24 protein-coding genes, 1 tRNA gene and 1 pseudogene are annotated in these 22,008 nt (G+C 60.6%); 7 read left to right on the top strand and 19 right to left on the bottom strand.

What is annotated here, in order from left to right:
- The 9 genes from EJ576_RS08275 to EJ576_RS08235 all read right to left on the bottom strand — a co-directional run bounded on the left by EJ576_RS08275 (position 1) and on the right by EJ576_RS08235 (position 8,018).
- Positions 1 to 363, bottom strand: coding sequence for a 5-carboxymethyl-2-hydroxymuconate Delta-isomerase (locus EJ576_RS08275; RefSeq protein ID WP_028619369.1), 363 nt, complete (start codon positions 361 to 363; stop codon positions 1 to 3).
- Between the two features lie 48 nt (positions 364 to 411).
- Entirely contained in the window at positions 412 to 1,335 is a 924-nt protein-coding gene (locus tag EJ576_RS08270; protein ID WP_122724911.1) for a LysR substrate-binding domain-containing protein, read from the bottom strand.
- Between the two features lie 58 nt (positions 1,336 to 1,393).
- Positions 1,394 to 2,710 carry an MFS transporter gene (locus EJ576_RS08265; RefSeq protein ID WP_033902627.1) on the bottom strand — a complete coding sequence of 439 codons (1,317 nt, stop codon included), beginning with the start codon at positions 2,708 to 2,710 and terminating at the stop codon, positions 1,394 to 1,396.
- Between the two features lie 55 nt (positions 2,711 to 2,765).
- The gene (locus EJ576_RS08260) at positions 2,766 to 4,088 is read right to left on the bottom strand and encodes an MFS transporter (protein ID WP_028619366.1); all 1,323 of its coding nucleotides are present in this window, start codon (positions 4,086 to 4,088) and stop codon (positions 2,766 to 2,768) included.
- 73 nt (positions 4,089 to 4,161) lie between these two features.
- Positions 4,162 to 5,040, bottom strand: a complete 879-nt coding sequence (locus EJ576_RS08255) for an SMP-30/gluconolactonase/LRE family protein (protein WP_126570014.1) — start codon at positions 5,038 to 5,040, stop codon at positions 4,162 to 4,164.
- Between the two features lie 63 nt (positions 5,041 to 5,103).
- A complete protein-coding gene (locus tag EJ576_RS08250; protein WP_016975200.1) occupies positions 5,104 to 6,036 on the bottom strand; it encodes a 3-keto-5-aminohexanoate cleavage protein in 933 nt (310 codons plus the stop codon).
- 67 nt (positions 6,037 to 6,103) lie between these two features.
- Positions 6,104 to 6,892, bottom strand: coding sequence for an SDR family oxidoreductase (locus EJ576_RS08245; protein ID WP_068934923.1), 789 nt, complete (start codon positions 6,890 to 6,892; stop codon positions 6,104 to 6,106).
- The gene (locus tag EJ576_RS08240; protein ID WP_122724907.1) at positions 6,889 to 7,611 is read right to left on the bottom strand and encodes a GntR family transcriptional regulator; all 723 of its coding nucleotides are present in this window, start codon (positions 7,609 to 7,611) and stop codon (positions 6,889 to 6,891) included. Before EJ576_RS08240 ends, EJ576_RS08245 begins: the two co-directional genes overlap by 4 nt.
- Before the next feature lie 170 nt (positions 7,612 to 7,781).
- Positions 7,782 to 8,018 carry a hypothetical protein gene (locus tag EJ576_RS08235; protein WP_123476371.1) on the bottom strand — a complete coding sequence of 79 codons (237 nt, stop codon included), beginning with the start codon at positions 8,016 to 8,018 and terminating at the stop codon, positions 7,782 to 7,784.
- A gap of 104 nt (positions 8,019 to 8,122) precedes the next feature.
- Here EJ576_RS08235 and EJ576_RS08230 point away from each other — a divergent pair, with 104 nt between their 5' ends.
- A complete protein-coding gene (locus EJ576_RS08230; protein ID WP_126570013.1) occupies positions 8,123 to 9,427 on the top strand; it encodes an MFS transporter in 1,305 nt (434 codons plus the stop codon).
- Entirely contained in the window at positions 9,427 to 10,185 is a 759-nt protein-coding gene (locus EJ576_RS08225) for a substrate-binding domain-containing protein (protein ID WP_126570107.1), read from the top strand. The genes EJ576_RS08230 and EJ576_RS08225 overlap by 1 nt, the downstream gene beginning before the upstream one ends.
- Here EJ576_RS08225 and EJ576_RS08220 read toward each other — a convergent pair.
- Positions 10,177 to 11,079 carry a LysR family transcriptional regulator gene (locus tag EJ576_RS08220; protein ID WP_122725480.1) on the bottom strand — a complete coding sequence of 301 codons (903 nt, stop codon included), beginning with the start codon at positions 11,077 to 11,079 and terminating at the stop codon, positions 10,177 to 10,179. The two genes, EJ576_RS08225 and EJ576_RS08220, sit on opposite strands and share 9 nt — an antisense overlap.
- A gap of 329 nt (positions 11,080 to 11,408) precedes the next feature.
- Between EJ576_RS08220 and EJ576_RS08215 the strand changes: the two genes are divergently transcribed.
- The 3 genes and pseudogenes from EJ576_RS08215 (at position 11,409) to EJ576_RS08205 (ending at position 12,673) form a co-directional block, all read left to right on the top strand.
- On the top strand, positions 11,409 to 11,690 hold the full coding sequence (locus EJ576_RS08215) for a type II toxin-antitoxin system ParD family antitoxin (RefSeq protein WP_028619359.1): 282 nt from the start codon (positions 11,409 to 11,411) through the stop codon (positions 11,688 to 11,690).
- A complete protein-coding gene (locus EJ576_RS08210; RefSeq protein ID WP_122724899.1) occupies positions 11,687 to 12,016 on the top strand; it encodes a type II toxin-antitoxin system RelE/ParE family toxin in 330 nt (109 codons plus the stop codon). Before EJ576_RS08215 ends, EJ576_RS08210 begins: the two co-directional genes overlap by 4 nt.
- Positions 11,994 to 12,673, top strand: a pseudogene (locus EJ576_RS08205) (hypothetical protein). The gene EJ576_RS08210 and the pseudogene EJ576_RS08205 overlap by 23 nt, the downstream one beginning before the upstream one ends.
- Positions 12,674 to 12,717: 44 nt before the next feature.
- On the opposite strand, the gene EJ576_RS08200 reads toward EJ576_RS08205, so the two are convergent.
- The 3 genes from EJ576_RS08200 to EJ576_RS08190 form a co-directional block, all read right to left on the bottom strand.
- Entirely contained in the window at positions 12,718 to 13,746 is a 1,029-nt protein-coding gene (locus EJ576_RS08200) for a histone deacetylase family protein (protein ID WP_126570011.1), read from the bottom strand.
- 87 nt (positions 13,747 to 13,833) lie between these two features.
- A complete protein-coding gene (locus EJ576_RS08195) occupies positions 13,834 to 15,063 on the bottom strand; it encodes a Zn-dependent hydrolase (RefSeq protein WP_122724895.1) in 1,230 nt (409 codons plus the stop codon).
- 13 nt (positions 15,064 to 15,076) lie between these two features.
- Positions 15,077 to 16,396: an MFS transporter gene (locus EJ576_RS08190; protein ID WP_028619354.1), complete on the bottom strand. Its 1,320-nt coding sequence runs from the start codon at positions 16,394 to 16,396 to the stop codon at positions 15,077 to 15,079.
- A 158-nt stretch (positions 16,397 to 16,554) separates the two neighbouring features.
- Here EJ576_RS08190 and EJ576_RS08185 point away from each other — a divergent pair, with 158 nt between their 5' ends.
- Positions 16,555 to 17,493: a LysR family transcriptional regulator gene (locus EJ576_RS08185; protein WP_126570010.1), complete on the top strand. Its 939-nt coding sequence runs from the start codon at positions 16,555 to 16,557 to the stop codon at positions 17,491 to 17,493.
- 67 nt (positions 17,494 to 17,560) lie between these two features.
- Here EJ576_RS08185 and EJ576_RS08180 read toward each other — a convergent pair whose 3' ends face one another.
- Positions 17,561 to 17,809, bottom strand: coding sequence for a hypothetical protein (locus tag EJ576_RS08180; protein WP_123476383.1), 249 nt, complete (start codon positions 17,807 to 17,809; stop codon positions 17,561 to 17,563).
- A gap of 282 nt (positions 17,810 to 18,091) precedes the next feature.
- On the opposite strand from EJ576_RS08180, the gene EJ576_RS08175 reads away from it, so the two are divergent.
- Complete coding sequence (locus EJ576_RS08175; protein WP_123476385.1) at positions 18,092 to 19,318, top strand: MFS transporter; 1,227 nt, start codon at positions 18,092 to 18,094, stop codon at positions 19,316 to 19,318.
- Between the two features lie 58 nt (positions 19,319 to 19,376).
- Here the strand turns inward: EJ576_RS08175 and EJ576_RS08170 are convergent, their stop codons facing one another.
- From EJ576_RS08170 to EJ576_RS08150, 5 genes are all read right to left on the bottom strand, one after another.
- Positions 19,377 to 19,826 carry a DUF86 domain-containing protein gene (locus EJ576_RS08170; RefSeq protein WP_126570009.1) on the bottom strand — a complete coding sequence of 150 codons (450 nt, stop codon included), beginning with the start codon at positions 19,824 to 19,826 and terminating at the stop codon, positions 19,377 to 19,379.
- Positions 19,816 to 20,211 (bottom strand): nucleotidyltransferase domain-containing protein, encoded by a 396-nt coding sequence (locus EJ576_RS08165; RefSeq protein WP_123476578.1) that lies wholly within the window; start codon positions 20,209 to 20,211, stop codon positions 19,816 to 19,818. The genes EJ576_RS08170 and EJ576_RS08165 overlap by 11 nt, the downstream gene beginning before the upstream one ends.
- 120 nt (positions 20,212 to 20,331) lie before the next feature.
- Positions 20,332 to 20,421: transfer RNA gene (locus EJ576_RS08160), tRNA-Ser, on the bottom strand.
- 84 nt (positions 20,422 to 20,505) lie between these two features.
- Complete coding sequence (purC, locus tag EJ576_RS08155; protein ID WP_126570008.1) at positions 20,506 to 21,219, bottom strand: phosphoribosylaminoimidazolesuccinocarboxamide synthase; 714 nt, start codon at positions 21,217 to 21,219, stop codon at positions 20,506 to 20,508.
- 27 nt (positions 21,220 to 21,246) lie between these two features.
- Complete coding sequence (locus tag EJ576_RS08150) at positions 21,247 to 22,005, bottom strand: MBL fold metallo-hydrolase (protein ID WP_123476389.1); 759 nt, start codon at positions 22,003 to 22,005, stop codon at positions 21,247 to 21,249.
- Positions 22,006 to 22,008 lie beyond the last annotated feature (3 nt).

Raw genomic sequence — 22,008 nt, 5'->3', positions numbered from 1 at the left:
TTAACCAATCGCGACTTTGCTGTAGGAATCGCGATCCATATCCACCAACAGAACACTCAGCTGAACCTGTACGCCCGCCGGCCAGTCGCCAAGGTCCTGCAAGGCAGCCAACAGGCTTTCCGACAACTGCTTCTTGACCTGCGGCGACCGCCCGCTGAGCAGCGACAGCTTCACTGCGATAAAACCGCGAGGGTCGAGGGAGGTGCCCACCTGGAACGTCTCGACCTTGACCGCACGGCTTTTGATATCGAATTCGGAACCGAACTGGCCAGACACCATCAACACGTTGTTGAGCCGTAGCAGGGTTTTCTCAACGGCCAGGTTCGTCAGGTTGGCGGTGTATTCCAGATGCAGGTGTGGCATGTAGGGCTCCGAGTCTTTGGTAGGAAGAATCCTAGATATACCACGGAGTCAGGCCTTGGTCGCCAATCCTCGATCACTCATGAACGCTTCCAGTCGCGAGCGTACCCAGCGCTCGGCCGGGTCGGTGTCCACATGGCTGAGCCAGACCATAGACAAGTCCAGGGTCGGCGTCTCGAACGGGAACGGCTCGCAGAACAGGTGGCCCGACACGGCCATGGCCTCGGCGGTGTAGTCCGGCAGGCTGGCGATCAGGTCGGTGCCGGCGAGCAACGCCGGCAGTGCGCTGTATTGCGGCACCGACAGCACCACGTGGCGCTTGCGGCCGATTTCCGCCAGCCATTCATCAGCGAAACCGGACACGTTGGCGGTGTGAGACACCAACACATGGGGGCGCGAGCAATATTCATCGAGGGTCAGCGGTGTGTCGGAGGCGTCGGCACGCAATAAACGCGGCCGAATATGCCGCAGCAGCTTGCGCTTGGCATTCGCCGGCAGGCCACGGGTCTGGGTGATGCCGACGGTGATATCGCCGGACGCCAACAGGTCGGGAATACGCCAGTAGTCGACGTGCTGAACCACGAACACCACCTGTGGCGCCTCCTGGCGCAGGGCGCGCAGCAAAGGTGGCAACAAGCCAAACTCGACGTCATCGGACAGGCCGATGCGAAAGGTCATGGTGCTGATGGACGGGTCGAAATCGTGGGTCAGGCTCAAGGCCGAGGATAGCGAGTCCAGCGCCGGCGACAGGTGCTGGATGATTTCCTCGGCCCGCGCCGTGGGCTCCATGCGGTGGCCGACGCGAATGAACAACGGGTCGTTGAACAAGGTACGCAAGCGGTTGAGGGCCGAGCTGATGGTCGGCTGGCCGAGAAACAGCTTCTCCGCCACCCGCGTCACGTTGCGCTCCAGCATCAGCGCTTCGAACACCACCATCAGGTTGATGTCGGCCTTGCGTAATTCATTGCGATTCATCGGCGCCTGCCCCTTTCCCCAAGACAAGCCGCAGTGTAGAAAGCCGCGTTGCTGGCGTCTACGTGTAGGACGCTTCGCTGGCCTGTGCGCCACGCTCAGGCTCGTGCCCCATGCGCAACCGCAGCGCCGCAATAGCCGCCACCACCAATACCAGCGCAATCACCTTCAGGCCGTTCATCGCATTACCGGTGCTTTGCTCGATCACGCCCATCACCGACGGCCCGACAAACCCGCCAAGCAGCCCGCACGCGTTGACGAAACCCAGCCCGCCCGCCAGCGCAACGCCCTTGAGTCGGGAAGCCGGGTACAGAAAAATGATCGACTGCACCACGAAGAACATCACCGCCGACAGGCAAAAACCGAGCAGGCTGAACACCGGCCCCGATATCGACGCGATGCCCAGGCCCAGCGCCATGGTCAGCAGCCCTGTGACCAGCAACCGCCGGCAGCGTCCGGGCGTCGTGGCGAAACGCGGAATCAGCAAGGCACCGAGTGCCGCCGCGATCCACGGTAACGAAGTCAGCAGGCCGACGTTCATGGTGCTCAGTTCGCCATACTTGCTGATGATGCTCGGCAGGAAAAAGATCACGGTGTAGATGGTGATCTGATGACAGAAGTACACAAAAATCGCCAGCAGGATTTGCGGGGTCAGCCAGTTTTTCAACGAGTGACCGCCCTCACCCGCGCCCTCTTCGGTTTCCTGGGCGATGCGCTGTTCGATGCCGCGCGCTTCCTCGGCCGACAACCACGGCGCCTTGCTCGGACGGTCCGGCAATTTGCGCCAGACCACCCAGGCAAACGCCACCGCTGGCAGGCCTTCGAGCATGAACATCCACTGCCAGCCGTGCCAGCCGAGCATGCCGTCCATGCGCATCAAGGCCGCACCCACCGGGCCACCGATGATGTTGGCGAAGCACACGCCGAGCAGGAAATAACCGGTGGCGCGCGCCCGTTGTTCACGGTTGAACCAGTAGGTGAGGTAGAGCATGACGCCGGGGAACAGTCCGGCTTCGGCAATGCCCAGCAACAGGCGCAGCACGTAGAACGAGGTCTCGCCCTGCACAAAGGCCATGGCCGCCGAGATCAGGCCCCAGGTCACCATGATCCGCGCGATCCAGAACCGCGCGCCGACCTTGTGCATGATCAGGTTGCTGGGGATTTCCGACAGCGCATACGTCAGGAAAAACAGCCCCGCGCCCAACCCGTACGCCGCAGCGGAAATGCCCAGGTCGACGTCCAGATGATGCTTGGCCAGGGCGATGTTGGTGCGGTCCAGGAAGCTCAGGATATAGGCGATGATCAGCAAGGGCATCAACTTGACGAACATCAGTTTGTTCAACGCCTGCGGGGTGCGGGCGGAAGTGGCGGTAGTCATCGGCAATTCCTCTTGGCGCCCCGCCAGCCGGGCTGGGGGGCGCATCGGTGTTGTTCTAGGAGTCGAGTTGCACGGCCATGGCCTGGGGGCGATGGGAAAACAGTTGCAGCAGTGCGCCGCCCAGGGCGCAGCCGGCCATCACGAAGAAACAGACGGTGTAGCCGTGCAGCGTGGTCCAACCGCCGCCCATGGCGATCAGGCTGCCCATCAGCACCGGCGCCAGGCCGCCGCCGATAAACATCGCGGTAGTGATGATGCCGTTGGCGGTCGACGTCGCCGAAGGCTCGGCCGAGTCGCAGGCCACGGCGTAATAGATCGGCCACACCGCGTTAGCCACCAGGCCGAACAGCAGTTGCACCACGACGATCAACGTCAGCGTATTGGCGAAGTAGAACGCGCCGACACTCGCCGCCATCCACACGCCGCAAATGATCAGCGTGGTGCGCCGGCCGATGATGTCCGACAGCGACGGCCACACCAGTTGCCCGAGGATGCCGGTGAGGGTGAACACCACGCTCATCCCCGCCGACTCGGCCAGGGACAAGCCGGCGATGTTGTAGAGGTAGGCCGGCAGCACGATGTTGACGCCCATGTATACGACTTGGGTGAGCATGGTGTTGCCCGCCGTAAGGGCGATATTGCGGTTGCGCAAGGTGGCAAGGAATGTACGCCAGGCCTCGCCTTTGACTTGGCTGGCCGGCGCGTTGTCCGGCGGGGTCATGCCTTTGGCGGCAATGTCGACATACAGTGCAGTGATGCGCTCGGCGGTGGAATAACGCGCCCAGAAGATCATCAGCGGCAGCGCCACCACGAACGCGAAGAAGAACACATAGCGCCAGTTCTCTTCACCAAACACGGTGATGACAAAACTCGCGACGATACCGCTAAGCATCGCGCCAATCGGGTAACCCGTATGGTGCGCGCCCAGGGCAAACCCGCGGCGCTCAACCGGCCACCATTCGGCGGTGTTGCTCACGCCCACCGGCTCGCCCCAGCCGGCGCCGAGGTTGACGCCGACGCGCAGGGCAATGAAGGTGGCGAGGTTGCCGCTCAACGCCTTGAATCCGGACAGAAACGAGATCGCCGTGTAGCCCAGCACCAACGGCACCTGGAAGCGCGCACGTTTCCAGCCGCCACCGTAACGGTCGCTCCACATCGAACCGGGGATGTCCAGCAGCGCCAGGGCCAGCATGACCACCGTGGCCACGGTGCCCCATTGGTCGGCGGACAAATCGAAATGCTTGGAAATGGTCGGCCCCAGGCGCAGCACGATCTCACGGTCGTAGGCATTGAGGATCCAGATCATCCAGCAGACCAGCAGCGACACCCAGGAATGCCGGTGAATGCTGCGCAGCGACGCTTTTTTTATAGTTGCCATGGGCCTCTCCAGGCGCGCAAGGGCGCGCACTGACACAAGGTTGCGAAGGAATATGCCTTGTCACACACACGCGCTAGCTGGCGAACCGTCGCTCGGCTATTCCTTGCACGCCCAACCCAGTAATGGCGAACAGCGCTCCGCGCTGCTGACCGTCCGCCGGAAAACGCGGCAGCGGCGGCTTGGCCATGGAGGTCACAAACAGGGTGTCCAGGTTCGGCCCGCCAAAGGTCAGGCTGGTGACCTTTTTCACCGGCATCTGGATGATGCGGTCGACGTGCCCGTCGGGGGTGTAGCGCACCAGTTTTCCGGCGTAGACCAGCGCTTGCCACAGGCAGCCTTCGGCATCCACGGTGCAACCATCGGCAGCGCCCTCGCCGGAGGTGTCGACCTTGGCGAAGGTGCGACGATTGCTGACACTGCCGGTGGCCAGGTCGTAGTCGTAGGCCCAGATCTCGCCGGACCAGGTGTCGCAGAAGTAGAAGGTGTCACCCGATGGGCTCCAGCACGGGCCGTTGGACACGATGATGCCTTCGTCCAGGGTGTGCAGGCTCAGGTCGGCATCAAGCCGGTAGAGTTTGGCGCTGGCGTTGTCTTCCTGGGTGTCCATGGAGCCGAAGATAAAGCGGCCTTGGCGGTCGACCTTGCCGTCGTTGAGGCGGTTAACCGGCAAGTGCGGTTCCGGATCAGCGACCAGGTTGAGTTCGCCACTACTGAGATCGAGCGTGTGCACGCCGTTTTGCAGGGCGACGATAGCCGACTCACCGTCGCGGCGCAGGGCCATGGAGCCGATTTTCTGGCCCACGTCCCAGGCTCGCAGCTCGCGACCGTCGTCGGTGCATCGCAAGATGCGGCCGTCGGCGCTGTCGATCCAATACAAGCGTTGTTGCTCGACGTCCCACACCGGGCCTTCGCCCAGGGTGGTCTTGACGTCGACAAGCACTTCGATACGCATGGTGATCCCCTTATTGTTGTTGTGCGGGATGCAGGCCGCGCCTTGACGCGGCGGTTTGTTGGGTTAGAAGTTGACCTGGTCGCGCCCCTTGAGCCCGAGGATTTCCCGCGCTTCATCCGGCGTAGCGACCCGATGGCCAAGCGCTTCGATCACGGTACGAATGCGCCGGACCTGATCGGCATTCGACGCCGCCAGTTTGCCCGGGCCATCCCACAGCGAATCTTCCAGGCCGACACGGGCGTTGCTGCCCATGGACAGGCCCATGGTCGCCAGCGGAATCTGCCCACGCCCGGCGCCAAGGATCGACCACACATAGTCGTCGCCAAACAGGCGGTCGGCGGTGCGGCGCATGTGCGCCAGGTCTTCCGGGTGGCCGCCGATACCGCCGCGCAGGCCGAACACCGACTGGATAAACAACGGTGGCTTGAGCAGGCCACGTTCGAGGAAGTGCGCGGCGGTGTACAGGTGGCCGATGTCGTAACACTCGATCTCGAAACGGGTGCGGTTTTCGGCACAGGAGTTGAGGATGTGGGTGATGTCGCGGAAGGTGTTGCGGAAGATCCGGTCGTCACTTTCTTCCAGGTACGGCCGCTCCCAGTCGTGCTTGAAGTCGGTAAAGCGGTTGAGCATTTCGTACAGGCCGAAGTTCATCGAGCCCATGTTCAGCGAAGCCAGCTCCGGCTTGAACTGCATCACCGGCTGCAGGCGTTCTTCCACGCCCATGGTCGGCGCGCCGCCGGTGGTGATGTTGATCACCACGTCGCTGGCGGCCTTGATCTGCGGCAGGAATTCGGCGAACAACGCCGGGTCCTGGCTGGGGCGACCGTCGTTGGGGTCACGGGCATGCAGGTGGACAATCGCGGCGCCAGCCTCGGCGGCACCGATGGCGGCATCGGCAATTTCCTGCGCGGTGATCGGCAAATGCGGTGACATCGACGGCGTATGAATCGCACCGGTGACGGCGCAGGTGATGATGACAGGACGATTTTTGGACATGACGAATCTCCGACTTTTATTCTTATGAAAAAAATCCTGGGTGCAGCGCGATGTGTTCTTCCGTGGCTTACAGGTACTCGACGTTACCGTCGACGCTGATCGCCTGGCCGGTCACGTTGCGTGCGGCGGGCGAACAGAGGAACAGAGCCATGGCTGCCACGTCTTCGGCGGTGACCATGCGCTTGAGGGAAATCTTGTTGAGGTATTCCTGGCGCATTTCGGCTTCGGGCACGCCGACCTGCTCCGCACGCGCGCGGATCACGCCGTCCATGCGCGGGCCTTCGACGATGCCAGGCAGCAAGGCGTTGACGCGGATGTCGCTCTCGCCCAGCTCCGAGGCCAGGGATTTCATCAAGCCGACGATCGCCCATTTGGTCGCCGCGTACGGCGTGCGCCAGGCGTAGCCCAAGCGCCCCGCCACCGAGGCGATATGCAACAGATGGCCGTGGGACGATTCCTTGAGCATCGGCACGGCGTGGTGGGCAAACCGGTATTGCGCGGTGAGATTGATGTTGATGGTGGCTTGCCACTCGGCGTCGCTGATCGCATCGATGCCGCCGGTAGGCCCGGCGATCCCGGCATTGTTGACCAACACATCGAGGCCGCTGAAACGCTCGCGCTGCACCTTGAACACCGCCTCGATCTGCGCGGCATCACTGACATCCGCGCGGGTGGCGACGGTGCCTGGGTATTTGTCGCGGAACGCGGCCAGGGCCGGCTCGCTCACATCACACACATGCACCTGGGCACCGGCTTCCAGATACGCCGCCGCTAGCACTTCACCAATGCCGGCAGCCCCGCCGGAAATCAACACACGTAACCCAGGATAAGGCTGCAGCCGTTGTAGGACACTCATGCACGTTTACCTCCTGAAACAGACGACCGCGAACGGTCGTTCTTGACGAGCAGACGCGCCAGGGAGTCGGCGGCCTGCATGATGTCATCGGTCACCGCTGCGCGTGCGCCGGCGCCGTCGCGCGCAGCCAGCGCTTCGACGATGCGCGTGTGCGCTTCCATCGAGCGTTGCAGGTGAGCTTTATCCGGGGCGACCAGCGCGAAGCACGGGCCCATGTGCAGCCAGAAGTTTTCCACGGCGGCCATGGTCAACTCGGCCTGGGCCACGGCGTAAATGCGCCGGTGAAACGCGAAGTTGGTCCACAGGTAGCGGGACACGTCGACTTCGTCGGCGGCGTGTTGCATCTGCTGGCAGAGATCGGTGATTTCATCGAGGTCGGCTTTCTGCAGGAGCAGCACCGCCTTTTCGGCGAGCAAGCCTTCAAGGGCGACCCGCGCATCACGGATTTCACGCAGGCGGTCGACCGTCATCAGGCGCACGCGCAGACGGGAGGTTTCGGTGACTTCAAAGGCGTTTTCAGCGCTGAGGCGTTGCAGGGCTTCACGCACCGGCATCGGGCTGGAACCGAGGGCCTCGGCGAGGCCGCGGATGGTGAGTTTCTGGCCAGGTTGGAAACGGCCACTCATCAGGGCTTCGCGGATCTGGCGGTAGACCTGGTCTTGCAAGGTATCGCGGGACACCTGGCGCAGGGTGGGCAGGAGGAGCGGACCATCTGTCATGAGGCAAAACCTGTGTTGTCGTTCTTATGGCCTCAATATGTGATCACAAATCAAATATGTCAAATAGTTTCCCCCACCGCGTGCATTAAAAATGTAGGAGCCGGCTTGGCGGCGATGGCGATTTTGAATACGCCATCGCCGGCAAGCCGGCTCCTATGGTGGGTGTGCACTCAGGGTTTTAGCGGACGTTCCTTATCCCGCTCGGAAAGCTCCGTCCCATCATCGGGATGCTTCCAGGTCTGGGGCTTTTCTTCCTCACGCTGCCGGGGTTGCTCAAGCTCCCGCTCGTCCCGCCGTTTCTGTTGATCAGTCATCGCCACCTCCCATCCGTAAGAATTGGTCACACCTTCAGCATAGAACAGCGAACGTATTTTTGACCGCGCTACCGATTGATAGCCAATGCACATCAATCTATCCAAATTTGTCACTTATCATTTCTAAATGTGTCAGCCACTATTCTCGGTCTTAGGCGAAACAAGCACTTTAAAAAGAACGCTGGAGACACAAAACCATGACTAACCCTACCCGACCCGACTCTGCCCGCTCGAAAGTGGGCGCGGTTTTCCGCGTGACTTCGGGCAATTTCCTCGAACAGTTCGACTTCTTCCTGTTCGGTTTTTATGCCACCTACATCGCTGCCGCGTTCTTCCCTGCCGCTAATGAGTTTGCGTCATTAATGATGACCTTCGCCGTGTTCGGCGCGGGCTTCCTGATGCGTCCGTTGGGCGCGATCATCCTGGGTGCCTATATCGATGACGTCGGTCGCCGCAAAGGGCTGATCGTGACCCTGTCGATCATGGCCAGCGGCACGCTGCTGATCGTGCTGGTGCCGGGTTATCACACCATTGGCCTGTGGGCTCCATTGCTGGTGCTGCTCGGTCGCCTGCTGCAAGGCTTCTCGGCCGGCGCAGAACTGGGCGGCGTATCGGTTTACTTGTCAGAAATGGCCACGCCTGGCCGCAAAGGCTTCTACACCAGTTGGCAGTCGGGTAGCCAGCAGATCTCCATCGTGGTCGCCGCCGCACTGGGTTATGGCCTGAACGTATGGATGGAACCCGCCGTGGTGGCTGATTGGGGCTGGCGCATTCCGTTCGCCATCGGCTGCGTGATCATCCCGTTCATCTTCATCCTACGTCGCAACCTGCAGGAAACCGAAGAGTTCGCCAACCGCAAGCATCGCCCAACCATGCGTGAAGTGCTGGCAACCCTGGTGAAGAACTGGACCGTGGTGATCGGCGGCATGCTGATGGTGGCCATGACCACTACCGCGTTCTACCTGATCACCGTGTACGCACCGACCTTCGGCAAGACCGTGCTGCAATTGAGCACCTCCGACGCCCTGCTGGTGACCCTGCTGGTGGCGGTGTCGAACTTTGTCTGGTTGCCGATCGGCGGCACGCTGAGCGACCGGTTTGGCCGCAAGCCGGTGCTGATCGCCATGACCGTACTGACGGTTCTGACCGCTTATCCAGCGCTGTCCTACGTGGTGAATGCCCCAAGCTTCGCCCACATGCTGGAAACCCTGCTGTGGTTCTCCTTCCTTTACGGCATGTACAACGGCGCCATGATCCCGGCCCTGACCGAAATCATGCCGGTGGAAGTACGTGTGGCGGGTTTCTCCCTGGCATACAGCCTGGCGACCGCGATTTTCGGTGGTTTTACCCCGGCGATTTCCACCTGGTTCATCCACATCACCGAAGACAAAGCCTCGCCCGCTTACTGGATGATGTTCGCCGCAGCCTGCGCGCTGTGCTCGACCCTCGCGCTGTACCGTCGCGCCAACACCCGTGGCCAGGTCATGCAGGAGGCGGCATGATGAAGCCGTTGCTCAAGACCCTGACGGCCCTGGCCCTCGGCGCCCTGGCGCTGTCGGCCCAGGCCGAACAGCTCAAGGTGATGACATCGGGTGGCTTCACCGCCGCGTATAAACTGCTTGGCCCGCAGTACGCCAAGCAAAGCGGTGACAGCCTCGACACCATTCTGGGTCCGTCCATGGGCAAGGCGCCGGAAGCGATTCCCAACCGTCTCGCCCGTGGCGAACACGCCGACGTGGTGATCATGGTCGGCTACGCCCTGGATGACCTGATCAAACAAGGCAAGGTCGACCCGGCCTCCCGCGTGGAACTGGCGGACTCGCGCATCGGCCTAGTGGTGAAGGCCGGTGCGGTCAAACCTGCAATCGGTACTGATGCCGAACTGAAAGCCGTGCTGAGCAAGGCCAAATCCGTGGCTTACTCGGACAGCGCCAGCGGTGTGTATGTCGAGAAGGAGTTGTTCAAGAAGCTCGGCATGCCGGCCAAGGGCACCATGATCGAACGCCTGCCGGTGGCCGAACAGGTCGCCAAGGGTGACTACGAAGTGGGCCTGCAGCAGGTCGCGGAATTGCTGCCAGTGCCGGGTGTGACCTACGTCGGCAAGATCCCGGAAGACGTGCAATCGGTGACGCGGTTCGCCGCCGGTATCCCGGTGAATGCCGAACACCCTGAACAGGCCAAGGCCTTGTTGCAGTACCTGGCGTCGCCCCAGGCGCAACCGGTGGTGCAAGCCACCGGCCTGGACTCGGTGTCACGCTGACCGAAACGGCATCTCCCGCACCAATCGCTCCAACTCCAGCGCCGCTGGCGGCAAGGTCCGCCCGCGGCGTTTTATCAAGCCCACATTGCGCATCACCTGCGGTTCCACCAGCGGCACACTCACCAAGATCGGGTGCTCGCCCGCCGGCATGGCAATCGAGGGCACCATCGCCACCCCCAATCCCGCCTCCACCAGCCCGATCATCGTCGTTACGTGGTGCGTCTCGCAGATACTCGGCTTTTTCACCCGCACGCCACGCAACGCCTGGTCGAGCAGGAAGCGGTTACCAGAGGTCTTGTCCACAGTGATGTAGTCGTGTTCGTAGGCCTCCGACCAGCTCACGCTGTCACGCTGGGCCAGGGGGTGATCGCGGCGACAGGCCAGCACATAGCGCTCCTGCAGCAGCAGTTCAAACTCCACTTCATCGGCCAGACTGCCGCTGAAACTCACGCCGAAATCCGCCTCGCCACTTTCCACCGCATTGCACACTTCACCGGCACTGGCATCCAGCACCCGCAGGCGAATTTTCGGATACAACTTGTGGAATTCGGAGATCACATGGGGCATGAAATAGTACGCGGTGGACGGCACGCAGGCGATGGTGACATTACCCATGCGGGTGGACGCGACATTACTGATGCCCATGAGCGCCACGTCGAGGTCATCGAGCATGCGCTCGACCTGAGGCAGGAAAGCGCGGCCGACCATGGTCAAGCTGACGCGCCGCGTGGTGCGTTCGAACAGCTTCACATCCAGGGCGGTCTCGAGCTTTTCGATACGCCGGCTGAGGGCCGGCTGCGAGATCCGGATAGCTTCGGCGGCACCGCGAAAACTGCCCTTGTCTACCACGGCGCGGAAGGCTTGGAGGTCGTTGAGGTCGAAGTTGATGATCACGGGAAGGCCAATGTGGTCGAGGTGGCAGGCATTATCGTATGGGAGCCGATGGCGCGCCATGCATGCCGGGACCGGCTTGTTGTAATAACCCTGCTACAAATATGAAGTCATACATATCAGTGGGTTATTGGGTTTATGCGACCACGCAGTTCTCTAAATGGGTCAATACTTGCGACCTGACCTAAACAACGGGAGCTGTAGCACGCATGGAAACCTATCACTTCTGGACAGACGACGAGTCGCCGGATATCGGCATCGATCAGTTGCTTCTTGCATCACGCCAATGGTCAAGTAGGATTGAATCCTACTATCCTTCGGCGGACTTCCACATGCGCTCAACCCAGCAAATGAGCATTACGTTGCCAATCGAAATGGCTGCCCTGGTCAAAGCCAAAGTCGCAGCCGGTGAATATGCATCCGAAAGTGAAGTGATCCGCGACGGCCTGAGGGTCTTGCTGGCCCGTGATCGCGCTATGGAAGACTGGCTGCGGGACGAGGTGATCCCAGCTGCGGCAGCCCTCAAGGCCGAGCCCGAGCGCGCGCTGTCCGTCGAACAGGTTCGAGAACACATGGCAGCCAAGCGTCAGCGACAAGGCACCGGGAAAGCGTGAGTTACACGGTAGCCTTTTCGCCTGAAGCGTTGGCGCAACTCGACGCCCTTGAAGACTACATCAGCGATGCCGGTTCCCCCGTTGTAGCTGCACGCTTTATCGACAACCTCATCCGCTACTGCGAAAACCTTTGCCTGTTTCCCTTGCGCGGAATTCGACGTGACGATCTGCTGACCCACTTACGTATCACGCACTATCGACGCACCACCGCCATTGCGTTCACGGCGGACCCCGCGACCGAAACAGTGTCGATCCTGGGAGTGTTTTACGGTGGGCAAGACTACGCGGCATTGTTGCAGGGCGATGGGGAGTCAGGAACTCGATGACGCCAAGGGCAGCATCGTGCGCATCCTCAAGGATGGAACGCGTGATGTGATGGTGAGCAAGCTCTCCAAACCCGACGGCCTGTTCGCCACACGCGGTGGTTGGGTTTTCAGCCAGGAGTCCGCTAATTTGCCCGTGAGCTTTCTCAAGGATGGCGTCGTCAGCGAACTGTTCAGAGGTGAGAACGTGCAGGGCCTGTGGGATGACGGTGACTACCTCTATGCCATCGAGGACCGCAAGCCTGTCGGGCGACTGTTGCGTTATCGCTGGAGCGACCAGACCCTGACCGTATTGCGTGACCAGATTCAGGAAGGCGAGTCCGTCGTCCGTTGCACCGACGGGCGCATGCTCTACACCGAGAAGAAAAAGGTGTGGTACGTGAGCTGACAGAAGACGGCAGCGATCCCGACGTGCTGGCCGACCTGAACAAACCGACGTTTTTGATGTGCGATGAGCGCGGGTTGTGGGTCAATGAGGACTCCACGCACCGAGCGAGGTTGTTACTGATAGACAAGCAGGGGCGCCAACAGACGGTCTTGTCGTTCCTGAAGGCGCCGCAGTCGATTGTGCCAACCAGTCGAGGGACCTATCTGCTGGCCGAGGGTGGCAGGGACCGGGTGTTGGAACTGGTACCCGACACACGTAAATCCTTGCCGTAAACACCGCACCACCGCTTCATCCATACGTTGAGGCGGTGCGCAGGTTAAAACAGCTCCCAAACCTGCGGGCCATTAAAAAACGCCTGCGCATTGCTATCCAGCGTCTCCAGGTGATACCCACCCTCCTGCACGATCACACACGGCAAGCCCAATCCACGAATGCACTCACCCAACCGCGCGAACCCTTCCCGCGTAACGGCGACTTTGCTCTGCGGGTCCAACTCGTAGATATCGAAACCCAGTGACAGCACCAGCACATCTGCCGAGAAGTTCTTCACCGCCGCCAACGCCAGATCCACCTTTTCGAAAAACACCGCCTCGCTGGCACCGTGGGGCATTGGCAGGTTGAGGTTGAAGCCTTCACCTGCTGCATTACCGCGCTCTTCGGCGAAGCCGGCAACGCCGGGGTAGAAGTTGGTGGGGTCACCGTGAATCGAGACGTAAAGCACGTCGTCGCGGTCGTAGAAAATCTCCTGGATACCTTGGCCGTGGTGCATGTCGGTGTCGAGCACGGCAACGCGCTGGAAACCTTGACGCAATGCCTGCGCCGCTACAGCAGCATTGTTGATGTAACAGAATCCTCCTGCCGCATCGTAGCGAGCATGATGGCCCGGTGGGCGACAAAGGGCGTAGGCGGCCGGAGCGCCATCAAGAATATCCTTGGCGGCCGCAACGGCGCTCTGGGCCGACCAGTAGGCCGAGCGCCAGGTCAGCTCGCCGATTGGGCAACTGCCATCCGCCAGGTAGCGCGCAGCCTGGGCAAGGACGCCGCGCAGGGCGTTGGGTTCGCGCACGAAGATGTTGGACATGACTTCGTCACCCCAGTCTTCGGGGATTTCCTTCCAGCGTTGGTGGGCCTCCTGCAGGAAAGCCAGGTAAGGCGCACCATGTACGGCCAGCAATGGATCGAGGCCGTAGTCCTGCGGCTGCTGGATGTCGAAACCCAAGGTTTGCGCGGCCAACAGCAGGTTGCGGGCACGCTCGGGAACCTCCTGCGGCGTGCGCATCTGACCACGGGAGTAGTAGCTGCGCGGATGATGCAAAAGTTGCTCGGGATGAAAAAATGTACGCATGAGATGCTCCTGGGTGAACACGGAACCTGTGGGAGCTGGCTTGCCTGCGCCCACATTTGAATTCGGTCAGGCTTGAAATATGAGTGTTCAGGTCGCTTGGCCGGCGCGCTTCAACACGGCGTTGAGCAATACGTCGGTGCCCTGGCGCACGTCCTCGGGCAACACGTCTTCGGCTTCGTTGTGACTAAGGCCGCCGACGCAAGGGATGAAGATCATCGCAGTCGGGCAATAGCGCGCCAGGTGGATGGCGTCGTGACCGGCGCCGCTGACGATGCGTTGCTGGCTGTAACCCAGGGCATCCACAGCGGCTTGCACGCAGGCGACGCAGTCGGCGTCGAACGGTGTGGCCGGGCTGATCCAGTGTGGACTGACGGTCACGGACAGCCCGCGTTGCTCGGCGATGGCCTGCAGTTGTTGGCGCACTTGCTGTTCCATGGCGTGGATATCGACGTCGCGGTGATGACGCAGGTCGACGGTGAAATTCAATAGGCCAGGAATAGTGTTGCGCGACGATTTGGCGATGCTCAGTTCACCCACGGTGGTCAGGCCTTCGGGGGCAAAATCCGCCGCCAGTTTCTCCAGGGCCTGGATCATTTGCGCGGCGCCATACAAGGCGTCTTTACGCAGCAGCATCGGCGTAGTGCCGGCGTGGGCAGCCATGCCTTCGACGCGCACATCCAGCCAGCGAATCGCCTGCCCGCCGGTGACCACACCGATGCTTTTAGCGTTGTCCTCAAGAATAGGGCCCTGCTCGATATGCGCTTCGAAATACGCATCCACGGCGCCGCCCAACGGGCGTGAGCCGGCGTAGCCAGTAGCACGCAAAGCCTCGGCCACACTGATGCCATCGACATCGGCAGTGGCCAGGGCCTTATCCAGTGCCAGGGTGCCGGTGAATACCGCCGAGCCGAGCATGGCTGGCGTAAAACGGGCGCCCTCCTCATTGGTCCATACCGCAATTTCCAGCGGCTTGCGTGTCTGGATCCCGTGATCGTCAAGGCTGCGGATCACCTCCAGCCCCGCCAGTACACCGTAGACACCGTCAAAACGCCCACCTTCGGGCTGAGTGTCGAGGTGGCTGCCCATCATCACTGGCGACGCATCCTTGTCCGTACCGGCACGACGGGCAAACAGATTGCCGATGGCATCCACGCTCAGAGTCAGCCCGGCGGCCGTGCACCAGTGGTTGAACAGTTCGCGACCGGCTTGGTCTTCGGCGCTCAAAGCCAGGCGGCAACTGCCACCGCGTGCCGTGGCACCAATCTCGGCCATGGCCATCAGGCTGGCCCACAGTCGCTCGCCATTGATCTTCAACATTACAGACACTCCATCAAACACTATGGGCCATTTCACGACGGTGGGCGGTGGCATGCCGACGCGACAACGCCAGTACACACACCAGCGAGACCGCCGCGATCAAGCTGTAGAACACTGCCATCGGCCACCATTGGCCTTGGTATTCGTGGGCCAGCCAGGTGCCGATCAACGGCGTAAGACCACCCGCCAGCGCGCCGCACACCTGGTAGGCCAGGGAGATCGCGGTGTAGCGCACGCGGGTTTCAAACAGGCCACTGACGAAGCCGGCGATCACCGCATAAAACGACGCCATGCACACCACCGCCAGGGCAATACCGAGGATGATCAACGGTGCCTGGCCGCTGCTGACCAATACGAACATCGGATAAGGCGAGGCCATGGCCAGCACCGTCATTGCGCACAGGAAACGCGTGGCGCCGACCTTCTCCGCTACCCAGGCGGCTAGCGGCTGGACGCAGAACTGGATGATGGCGACAAAGAAAAGGCACTCCAGAATCAGCGACCGCGGTAGGCCCAGTTGCTGAGTGCTGTAGGCAATCATGAAGGTGTTGGTGAAATACACGCCGGCAATGCCCAGGGTGTTGGCCCCGATGCACAGCAGCAGTGGGCGCCAGGCGGTTCGTAGCACCTCTATGACAGGCGCCTGGTCTTTCTTGATCGCCCGCGCTTTTTCCGCCAAGGCTTTGTCTTCAAGAAATTCCGGCGACTCATTCACGCCCAGGCGAATCGCCAGGCCGACCACCAACAGCAACGCACTGGCCAGGAACGGCACGCGCCAGCCCCAGCTCAATAACTCTTCTTCCGGCAGACGGGTGACCGCACTGAACGCGAGCAGCGACAGTATCAGCCCAGCCGGGCTGCCCAATTGCGCGAAGGAAGCAAAGAAGTTGCGCCGACCTTTCGGCGCATGCTCGCCCGCCATCAACACCGCACCGCCCCACTCGCCGCCAACGGCAATACCCTGCACCACGCGCAGAAGGATCAGCAGCACCGGCGCAGCGGCACCGATCTGCGCATAGGTTGGTAGCAGACCGATACACACGGTCACCACGCCCATCATCACCAAAGTGATCACCAGGGATTTCTTGCGGCCGATCCGGTCACCGATGTGCCCGAACACAATGCCGCCCAACGGCCGTGCGAAGAAACCCACGGCAAAGGTGCCGAACGCCGCCATGGTGCTGAAGAGTTTGTCTTCGGAGGGGAAAAACAATTGGCCAAACACCAGCGCTGCGGCAGTGGCGTAGATGTAAAAGTCGTACCACTCGATCATCGTGCCGATAAAAGCGGCGGCCGCAGCACGGCGAGGCTGGGGCGAAGCGGAAGGCTTCATGGGGCTGGCTCCTTTGGTTATTTTTTTGGCAGGAGAAAGGTCGAACGCATGCGCTCTGATGGCGCTTGTTGAGGGTGATTTATCGTCGCGGGGCTATGATTAGTCAATTTTCTATTTATTATTCCAATTATAAATCCTGCTTATTGTCGAGCTGCGCCATGCCCGAACCCCGCCGCGACATTCATCCCTTGCTCAACGACCGCCTGGACTGGAACCTGCTGCGCACCTTCCGTGTGATCGGCCAAGAGCTGAGCATCAGCCGCGCCGCCGCCCGCCTGCATCTGACCCAGCCAGCAATCAGCCAGGCGCTCAAGCGACTGGAAGAACAACTCGACTGCCAGCTCATCGTCCGTCGAGGTCCGCGATTTGTGTTGACGGAGGCCGGTGAGCAGATCTTCGCCATCGCCGGCGAGATGTACGGCCAGGTGTCGCAGATGAGCAATGCCCTGCAAAAACCGGGTGATGAGGTGATCGGTAAAGTGCGATTGCTGATGATCAGTCGGATCAACTCGGAAACCTTCGACGAATTTCTGGCGGATTTTCATCGTGAACATCCTCGGGTCGACCTGGAAGTCGAGGTAATGCGCAGCTCGGATATCGTCGCCGCGCTCCTGGAAAAAACCGCGACCCTGGGTCTGAGCCTCAACCGTCGGCCGCAGCCACGCCTGGAACAACACCTGTTCCTGCGCCAGCGTTATGCGTTTTTTTGTGGGCGACACCATCCATTGTTCGGGCGCATCGGTTTGGCGGAGGGGGACCTGCAATCTGAGAACTTCGTCAGTTTTACCAGCGACCAGATTGGCGGGATGCTCTCGCCGTTGACGATTTTCCGGGATCAGCAAGGGTTCAGCGGTCGGATCGTGGCGTCGTCTTCAAGCCTGGAAGAAGTGCGGCGATTGGTGATTGCCGGCTTCGGCCTGGGCTGCCTGCCGATCCATGTGGTGGCGGAGGATGTGAAGAACGGGCTGCTATGGAGGCTACCGCCGGACGAGGGCATTACGGACGTGGATATCCATCTGCTGTGGAACCGGGAACAGAAGATGAGCCGGGCAGAAACGGTATTTATCGAAAGTCTTTCTGAAAAACTCGCGCGATGAGCGAACCTGGCCCCCGTGGTCGATGAGACCACGGGGGCTTTCCCTACCTAATCGAAGTGACTCCGCGTCAACGCGCTTTATTGGCCTGAGAAAGCACCGACGCCGCAAGCGCCTTCGTGTCTTCGTTGTATTTATCGCTGCCCAGCACTTTGCCAGCCGTCTCCTCCATCTCTGCGCTGGTCTGCTTGTCGGTGCTTTTCTGGGCTAGCGCTGAAGCGGCAAGACTTCTGGCAGTGGCAGATGAGGTTGGACTGTTGAGCGTATGCGCTGCCAATGTCGCGATCTTGCCCGAGGTTTTCTTAGTGTTTTTGCTCATGCTGCAACTCCTTTGCAGTGGGAAGCGCCTGATCGAGTGCGCTACCACAAAGTAATCAGTTGCCGGAGCCACTGCAATGCGCTGCCTGTAGGCAACGTTGGGGACGTCTGTATGAAAGGGGTATGGCTTACGTAGTGCGTGCTAGAGCGTCGCATCGATAGCACTGATGATTACTATCGAAACGAGCGCCTGCCCGATTTTCAGCACTGATTCCTATAATCGCGTCCTAATTCCCTCCCCCTCGCCTGGCTTCAGGCGACGTTCATCCTGGAACCCAACACTATGCCAAGTGCCAGCCAGGCCCCCCGCGGCCTTCCCGAACATAATCAACAGAGCGTCAAACAGCAGTGGTTGGCGATCCTCTCGGTCGCGGTGGGCGCCTTTGCCCTGGTGACCAGCGAGTTCCTACCGGTGGGCGTACTCAACGATGTCGCTGCGGACCTGGGCATCACTGCTGGCCACGCAGGCCTGATGGTCACCCTGCCCGGCATCATGGCCGCGCTGGCGGCCCCTTTGCTGTCAGTGATCATTGGCGCTATGGATCGCCGTTACCTGCTGATCGGCCTGACGTTGATCATGATCGTGGCCAACATGGTCGTGGCCTTCGCCAGTGATTTCAGCCTTCTGCTATTCGGTCGCGTATTGCTGGGTATCAGCATCGGCGGTTTCTGGGCGACAGCCATCGCCCTCAGCGGCCGCCTGGCCCCCAGAGGCGTGGACGTCGCGAAGGCCACTTCGATCATCATGATGGGCGTGACACTGGCCACCGTACTCGGCGTGCCCGTCGGCACTTGGCTCAGCGGCCTGATGGGCTGGCGCATGACCTTCCTGGTCACCGCGCTGGTGGGCCTGCCGGTGCTGTTGGCGCAGGTTCTCCTGCTGCCAACGCTCAAACCGGAAAAAGCCATTCTCGTCAGCGACCTGCCGGCGTTGTTCATCAACCCACGGGCCCGGGTCGGCTTGATCGCGGTATTGCTGATCGGCCTGGCGCACTTTGCCGCGTACACCTACGTCGCCCCCTTCTTCAAGAACAGCTCCGGCTTCGATGGCCCGACTATTGGCTCGCTGCTGCTGATGTTTGGCATTGCAGGTGTGGCAGGTAACATCTTCGCTGGCTTCGCCGCCAACCGCAGTGTGCGTTACACCCTGCTGCTGGTCGCACTGATGATCGGCACCAGCACTGCCCTGTTCCCCTACTTCGCCACCGGCCTGACCGGCGCCGCCATGCTGATCGCACTCTGGGGGTTCGCCTTCGGCGCCTTCCCGGCTTGCGCCAGTATCTGGATGTTTGTCGTAGCGCCCAAGGATGTGGAACGTGGCATGCCGCTGTTTGTCGCGCTGTTCCAGGTGATCATTGCGCTGGGGTCGTTCTTTGGCGGGCGTATCGTCGACCAGATGGGCAGCTCGGTGCTGTTGAGCCTGGCGACGGCGTTGGTGGGCGTGGGTTTTGTGACGGTGCTGGTGTTGGGCCGTAATGTCAGCAATAGCTTGGCGGCGCAGACTGCCTGACCAAACAAGTACTTACTAAAAAGCCTGCTGAGTGTTGAGCTCAGCAGGCTTTTTTCGTTTAATTGGGATGAGTATCTGTGGTGGCACCTGACTGACTTGCGTCCTTAGTCAGGATAAATGAGCTAAACGCCAGAAAATCCCCTAGATGCTGAGTGATGATCGCAACTGTGATCGGCAATTGAAGGGCTTGATACTCATGAACGGCGATGTTGCGAAAACCGACCATGTTCTTCAGGTTGGTCAACAAGGACGGGCTCACCCACCCACCTTGGGATAGCAATTGAAACACGTCGCGTGCGCCCTGGGGGACGCCTAGCCGCTCACGACGGATCAAATGCTGCCCCATATCCAGCGCAGCTACGCAGGCACGCTGAATGTTGAGAATCGCCGCGTCCTGTCGGGTGAAGTCAGTCGCGAAACTGGCAGGATCCTTGTCGTACTCCTCGCGAGCGCGAGCCACACAGCGCTCAATGCTCGAGGCTTTGTTGATGAGCACATCATCGACCATGCACTTTTCCTTTCTGCTGAATATCAGCCAACAGCGCAGCCCTTGCAGTGTCCAGCGCGGTTTTTTCACTGAGGATATAGCTCTCGAAAATACCCGCCTGACTGTCCTTGTTCCAGAGCCGACGCCCAATTGTTATTACCTGATATTGCATGACCGTGGACGCCGCGCGCAGGTCCAGCAAATCGACGGGCACCGCCACAATATCAGCGAGTTCTCCCGCTATCTGCCACAGCAGTAGCGGCTCCACTGTGCCAGCAGCAAGCACTGCCAGGTCCAGATCGCTGTCGGCATTCGCCTCACCCGTCGCTTGACTGCCAAACATATAGACGGCCATCAGATCAGGGACACTCGCCAATAAATGCGCCAACACTGCTTCAATGTTCATGTTGCGACCCATGATGCCACCCGATGAATGACCGTAGCAGAATTCATCTTCAAATTTCTGCCCCAAACAAAAAACCCCCGACAACCTTTAGGTTATCGGGGGTTTTTCATTATTCAATAATGGCGGAGAGATAGGGATTCGAACCCTAGGTACCGGTGAAGGTACAACGGATTTCGAATCCGTCCCATTCGGCCACTCTGGCATCTCTCCAACGGCGCGCATCATAACAGTGTGACTCAGGAAAGCAAAGCTCGAAACGAGATTTTTTTCCGTGCTATCAGATGCTTGCGTCGATTAAAGCGGTACGCCCAGACGGTTGGCGACTTCTTCGTAGGCTTCGATGACGTCACCGAGGCCTTGGCGGAAGCGGTCTTTGTCCATCTTCTTCTTGGTGTCTTTGTCCCACAGGCGGCAGCCGTCCGGGCTGAATTCGTCGCCCAGGACGATGGAACCGTCGTGGAACACGCCGAATTCCAGTTTGAAGTCCACCAGCAGCAGGCCTGCGTCGTCGAACAGTTTGCTCAGGACTTCGTTGACCTTGAGGGACAACTCCTTCATGCGTACGAGCTGCTCAGCGGTGCCCCAGCCGAACGCCACGACGTGGGATTCGTTGATGAACGGGTCGCCCTTGGCGTCGTCCTTCAGGAACAGCTCGAAGGTGTAAGGGTTGAGCTTGAGCCCCTCTTCCACGCCCAGACGCTTGACCAGGCTGCCGGCGGCGTAGTTACGCACGACGCACTCAACCGGGATCATGTCGAGCTTCTTGACCAGGCACTCGTTGTCGCCCAGCAGTTTGTCGAATTGGGTCGGAATGCCGGCCTCTTCGAGTTTCTGCATGATGAAGGCGTTGAACTTGTTGTTCACCATGCCTTTGCGGTCAAGTTGTTCGATGCGCTTGCCATCGAACGCCGAGGTGTCGTTGCGAAACAGCAGGATCAGGCGGTTGGCGTCGTCGGTCTTGTACACCGACTTGGCTTTGCCGCGGTAGAGTTCTTCACGTTTTTCCATGATGGGCTCCGCTTGCTAAATGGTGGGCTAGGCGATGTGTCGCCAGTCGAGCCCTGAATCTTGATCGGCCAGTTGCAGCCAGTCCGGGTCGCACCCAAGGGTGTCGACAAAACATTGCCGGGCCAGCTGCGGCAGGTTGTTCTTGCTGCTCAGGTGGGCCAGGACCAGGTGTTGCAAGTCTTGCCAGCCCAACTCATACACCAGGTACGCCGCCTGGTGGTTGTTCAAATGTCCCAGTTCGCCGCCCACCCGCTGCTTTAGGAAGTAGGGGTAGTGACCGCGAGCCAGCAGGTCTCGGCAGTGGTTGGACTCGATCATCAAGGCATCGAGGTTCCGGTAACCGTCCAGCACCTTGGCGCAGTAGGAACCCAGGTCGGTGAGTACGCCGAAGCGCCGCTCACCATCACTGAAGACATATTGCGTCGGTTCCTGGGCGTCGTGCGCCACGGCAATCACCTCGATGCTCAAGGCACCGATTTGCAGCTGCTCGCCACCGGCCAGGAAACCTGCGGCTTCAATGGGTTTGCGCATCCCGCGCAAGGTGCCGCGACTGAGGTACACCGGAAGATTGTAGCGCCGAGACAGCAAACCCACGCCATGCACGTGGTCGGCATGTTCGTGGGTCACCAGAATCGCGCTCAGCTGCGTGGGGTGTACCCCCAGGCGCAGCAGGCGCCGCTCGGTTTCTTTTAACGAGAAACCACAATCCACCAGCACATACGTGTCGTCATGTGCGACCAGCGTGCCGTTCCCTTGGCTACCGCTGCCGAGAACGGCAAAACGCATCGA

Source organism: Pseudomonas sp. C 49-2 (assembly GCF_003970195.1).
GTDB lineage: Bacteria > Pseudomonadota > Gammaproteobacteria > Pseudomonadales > Pseudomonadaceae > Aquipseudomonas > Aquipseudomonas canadensis.
Note: the sequence above shows the minus strand (reverse complement) of the source record. Positions and strands in the feature narration are given on the sequence as shown.

Excerpts from the sequence above, each read along its gene's own strand:
- EJ576_RS08275 (WP_028619369.1), bottom strand. The coding sequence starts at position 363 with ATGCCACACCTGCATCTGGAATACACCGCCAACCTGACGAACCTGGCC.
- EJ576_RS08270 (WP_122724911.1), bottom strand. The coding sequence starts at position 1,335 with ATGAATCGCAATGAATTACGCAAGGCCGACATCAACCTGATGGTGGTG.
- EJ576_RS08265 (WP_033902627.1), bottom strand. The coding sequence starts at position 2,710 with ATGACTACCGCCACTTCCGCCCGCACCCCGCAGGCGTTGAACAAACTG.
- EJ576_RS08260 (WP_028619366.1), bottom strand. The coding sequence starts at position 4,088 with ATGGCAACTATAAAAAAAGCGTCGCTGCGCAGCATTCACCGGCATTCC.
- EJ576_RS08255 (WP_126570014.1), bottom strand. The coding sequence starts at position 5,040 with ATGCGTATCGAAGTGCTTGTCGACGTCAAGACCACCCTGGGCGAAGGC.
- EJ576_RS08250 (WP_016975200.1), bottom strand. The coding sequence starts at position 6,036 with ATGTCCAAAAATCGTCCTGTCATCATCACCTGCGCCGTCACCGGTGCG.
- EJ576_RS08245 (WP_068934923.1), bottom strand. The coding sequence starts at position 6,892 with ATGAGTGTCCTACAACGGCTGCAGCCTTATCCTGGGTTACGTGTGTTG.
- EJ576_RS08240 (WP_122724907.1), bottom strand. The coding sequence starts at position 7,611 with ATGACAGATGGTCCGCTCCTCCTGCCCACCCTGCGCCAGGTGTCCCGC.
- EJ576_RS08235 (WP_123476371.1), bottom strand. The coding sequence starts at position 8,018 with ATGTGCATTGGCTATCAATCGGTAGCGCGGTCAAAAATACGTTCGCTG.
- EJ576_RS08230 (WP_126570013.1), top strand. The coding sequence starts at position 8,123 with ATGACTAACCCTACCCGACCCGACTCTGCCCGCTCGAAAGTGGGCGCG.
- EJ576_RS08225 (WP_126570107.1), top strand. The coding sequence starts at position 9,427 with ATGAAGCCGTTGCTCAAGACCCTGACGGCCCTGGCCCTCGGCGCCCTG.
- EJ576_RS08215 (WP_028619359.1), top strand. The coding sequence starts at position 11,409 with ATGCGCTCAACCCAGCAAATGAGCATTACGTTGCCAATCGAAATGGCT.
- EJ576_RS08200 (WP_126570011.1), bottom strand. The coding sequence starts at position 13,746 with ATGCGTACATTTTTTCATCCCGAGCAACTTTTGCATCATCCGCGCAGC.
- EJ576_RS08195 (WP_122724895.1), bottom strand. The coding sequence starts at position 15,063 with ATGTTGAAGATCAATGGCGAGCGACTGTGGGCCAGCCTGATGGCCATG.
- EJ576_RS08190 (WP_028619354.1), bottom strand. The coding sequence starts at position 16,396 with ATGAAGCCTTCCGCTTCGCCCCAGCCTCGCCGTGCTGCGGCCGCCGCT.
- EJ576_RS08185 (WP_126570010.1), top strand. The coding sequence starts at position 16,555 with ATGCCCGAACCCCGCCGCGACATTCATCCCTTGCTCAACGACCGCCTG.
- EJ576_RS08180 (WP_123476383.1), bottom strand. The coding sequence starts at position 17,809 with ATGAGCAAAAACACTAAGAAAACCTCGGGCAAGATCGCGACATTGGCA.
- EJ576_RS08175 (WP_123476385.1), top strand. The coding sequence starts at position 18,092 with ATGCCAAGTGCCAGCCAGGCCCCCCGCGGCCTTCCCGAACATAATCAA.
- EJ576_RS08170 (WP_126570009.1), bottom strand. The coding sequence starts at position 19,826 with ATGGTCGATGATGTGCTCATCAACAAAGCCTCGAGCATTGAGCGCTGT.
- EJ576_RS08165 (WP_123476578.1), bottom strand. The coding sequence starts at position 20,211 with ATGAACATTGAAGCAGTGTTGGCGCATTTATTGGCGAGTGTCCCTGAT.
- purC (WP_126570008.1), bottom strand. The coding sequence starts at position 21,219 with ATGGAAAAACGTGAAGAACTCTACCGCGGCAAAGCCAAGTCGGTGTAC.
- EJ576_RS08150 (WP_123476389.1), bottom strand. The coding sequence starts at position 22,005 with ATGCGTTTTGCCGTTCTCGGCAGCGGTAGCCAAGGGAACGGCACGCTG.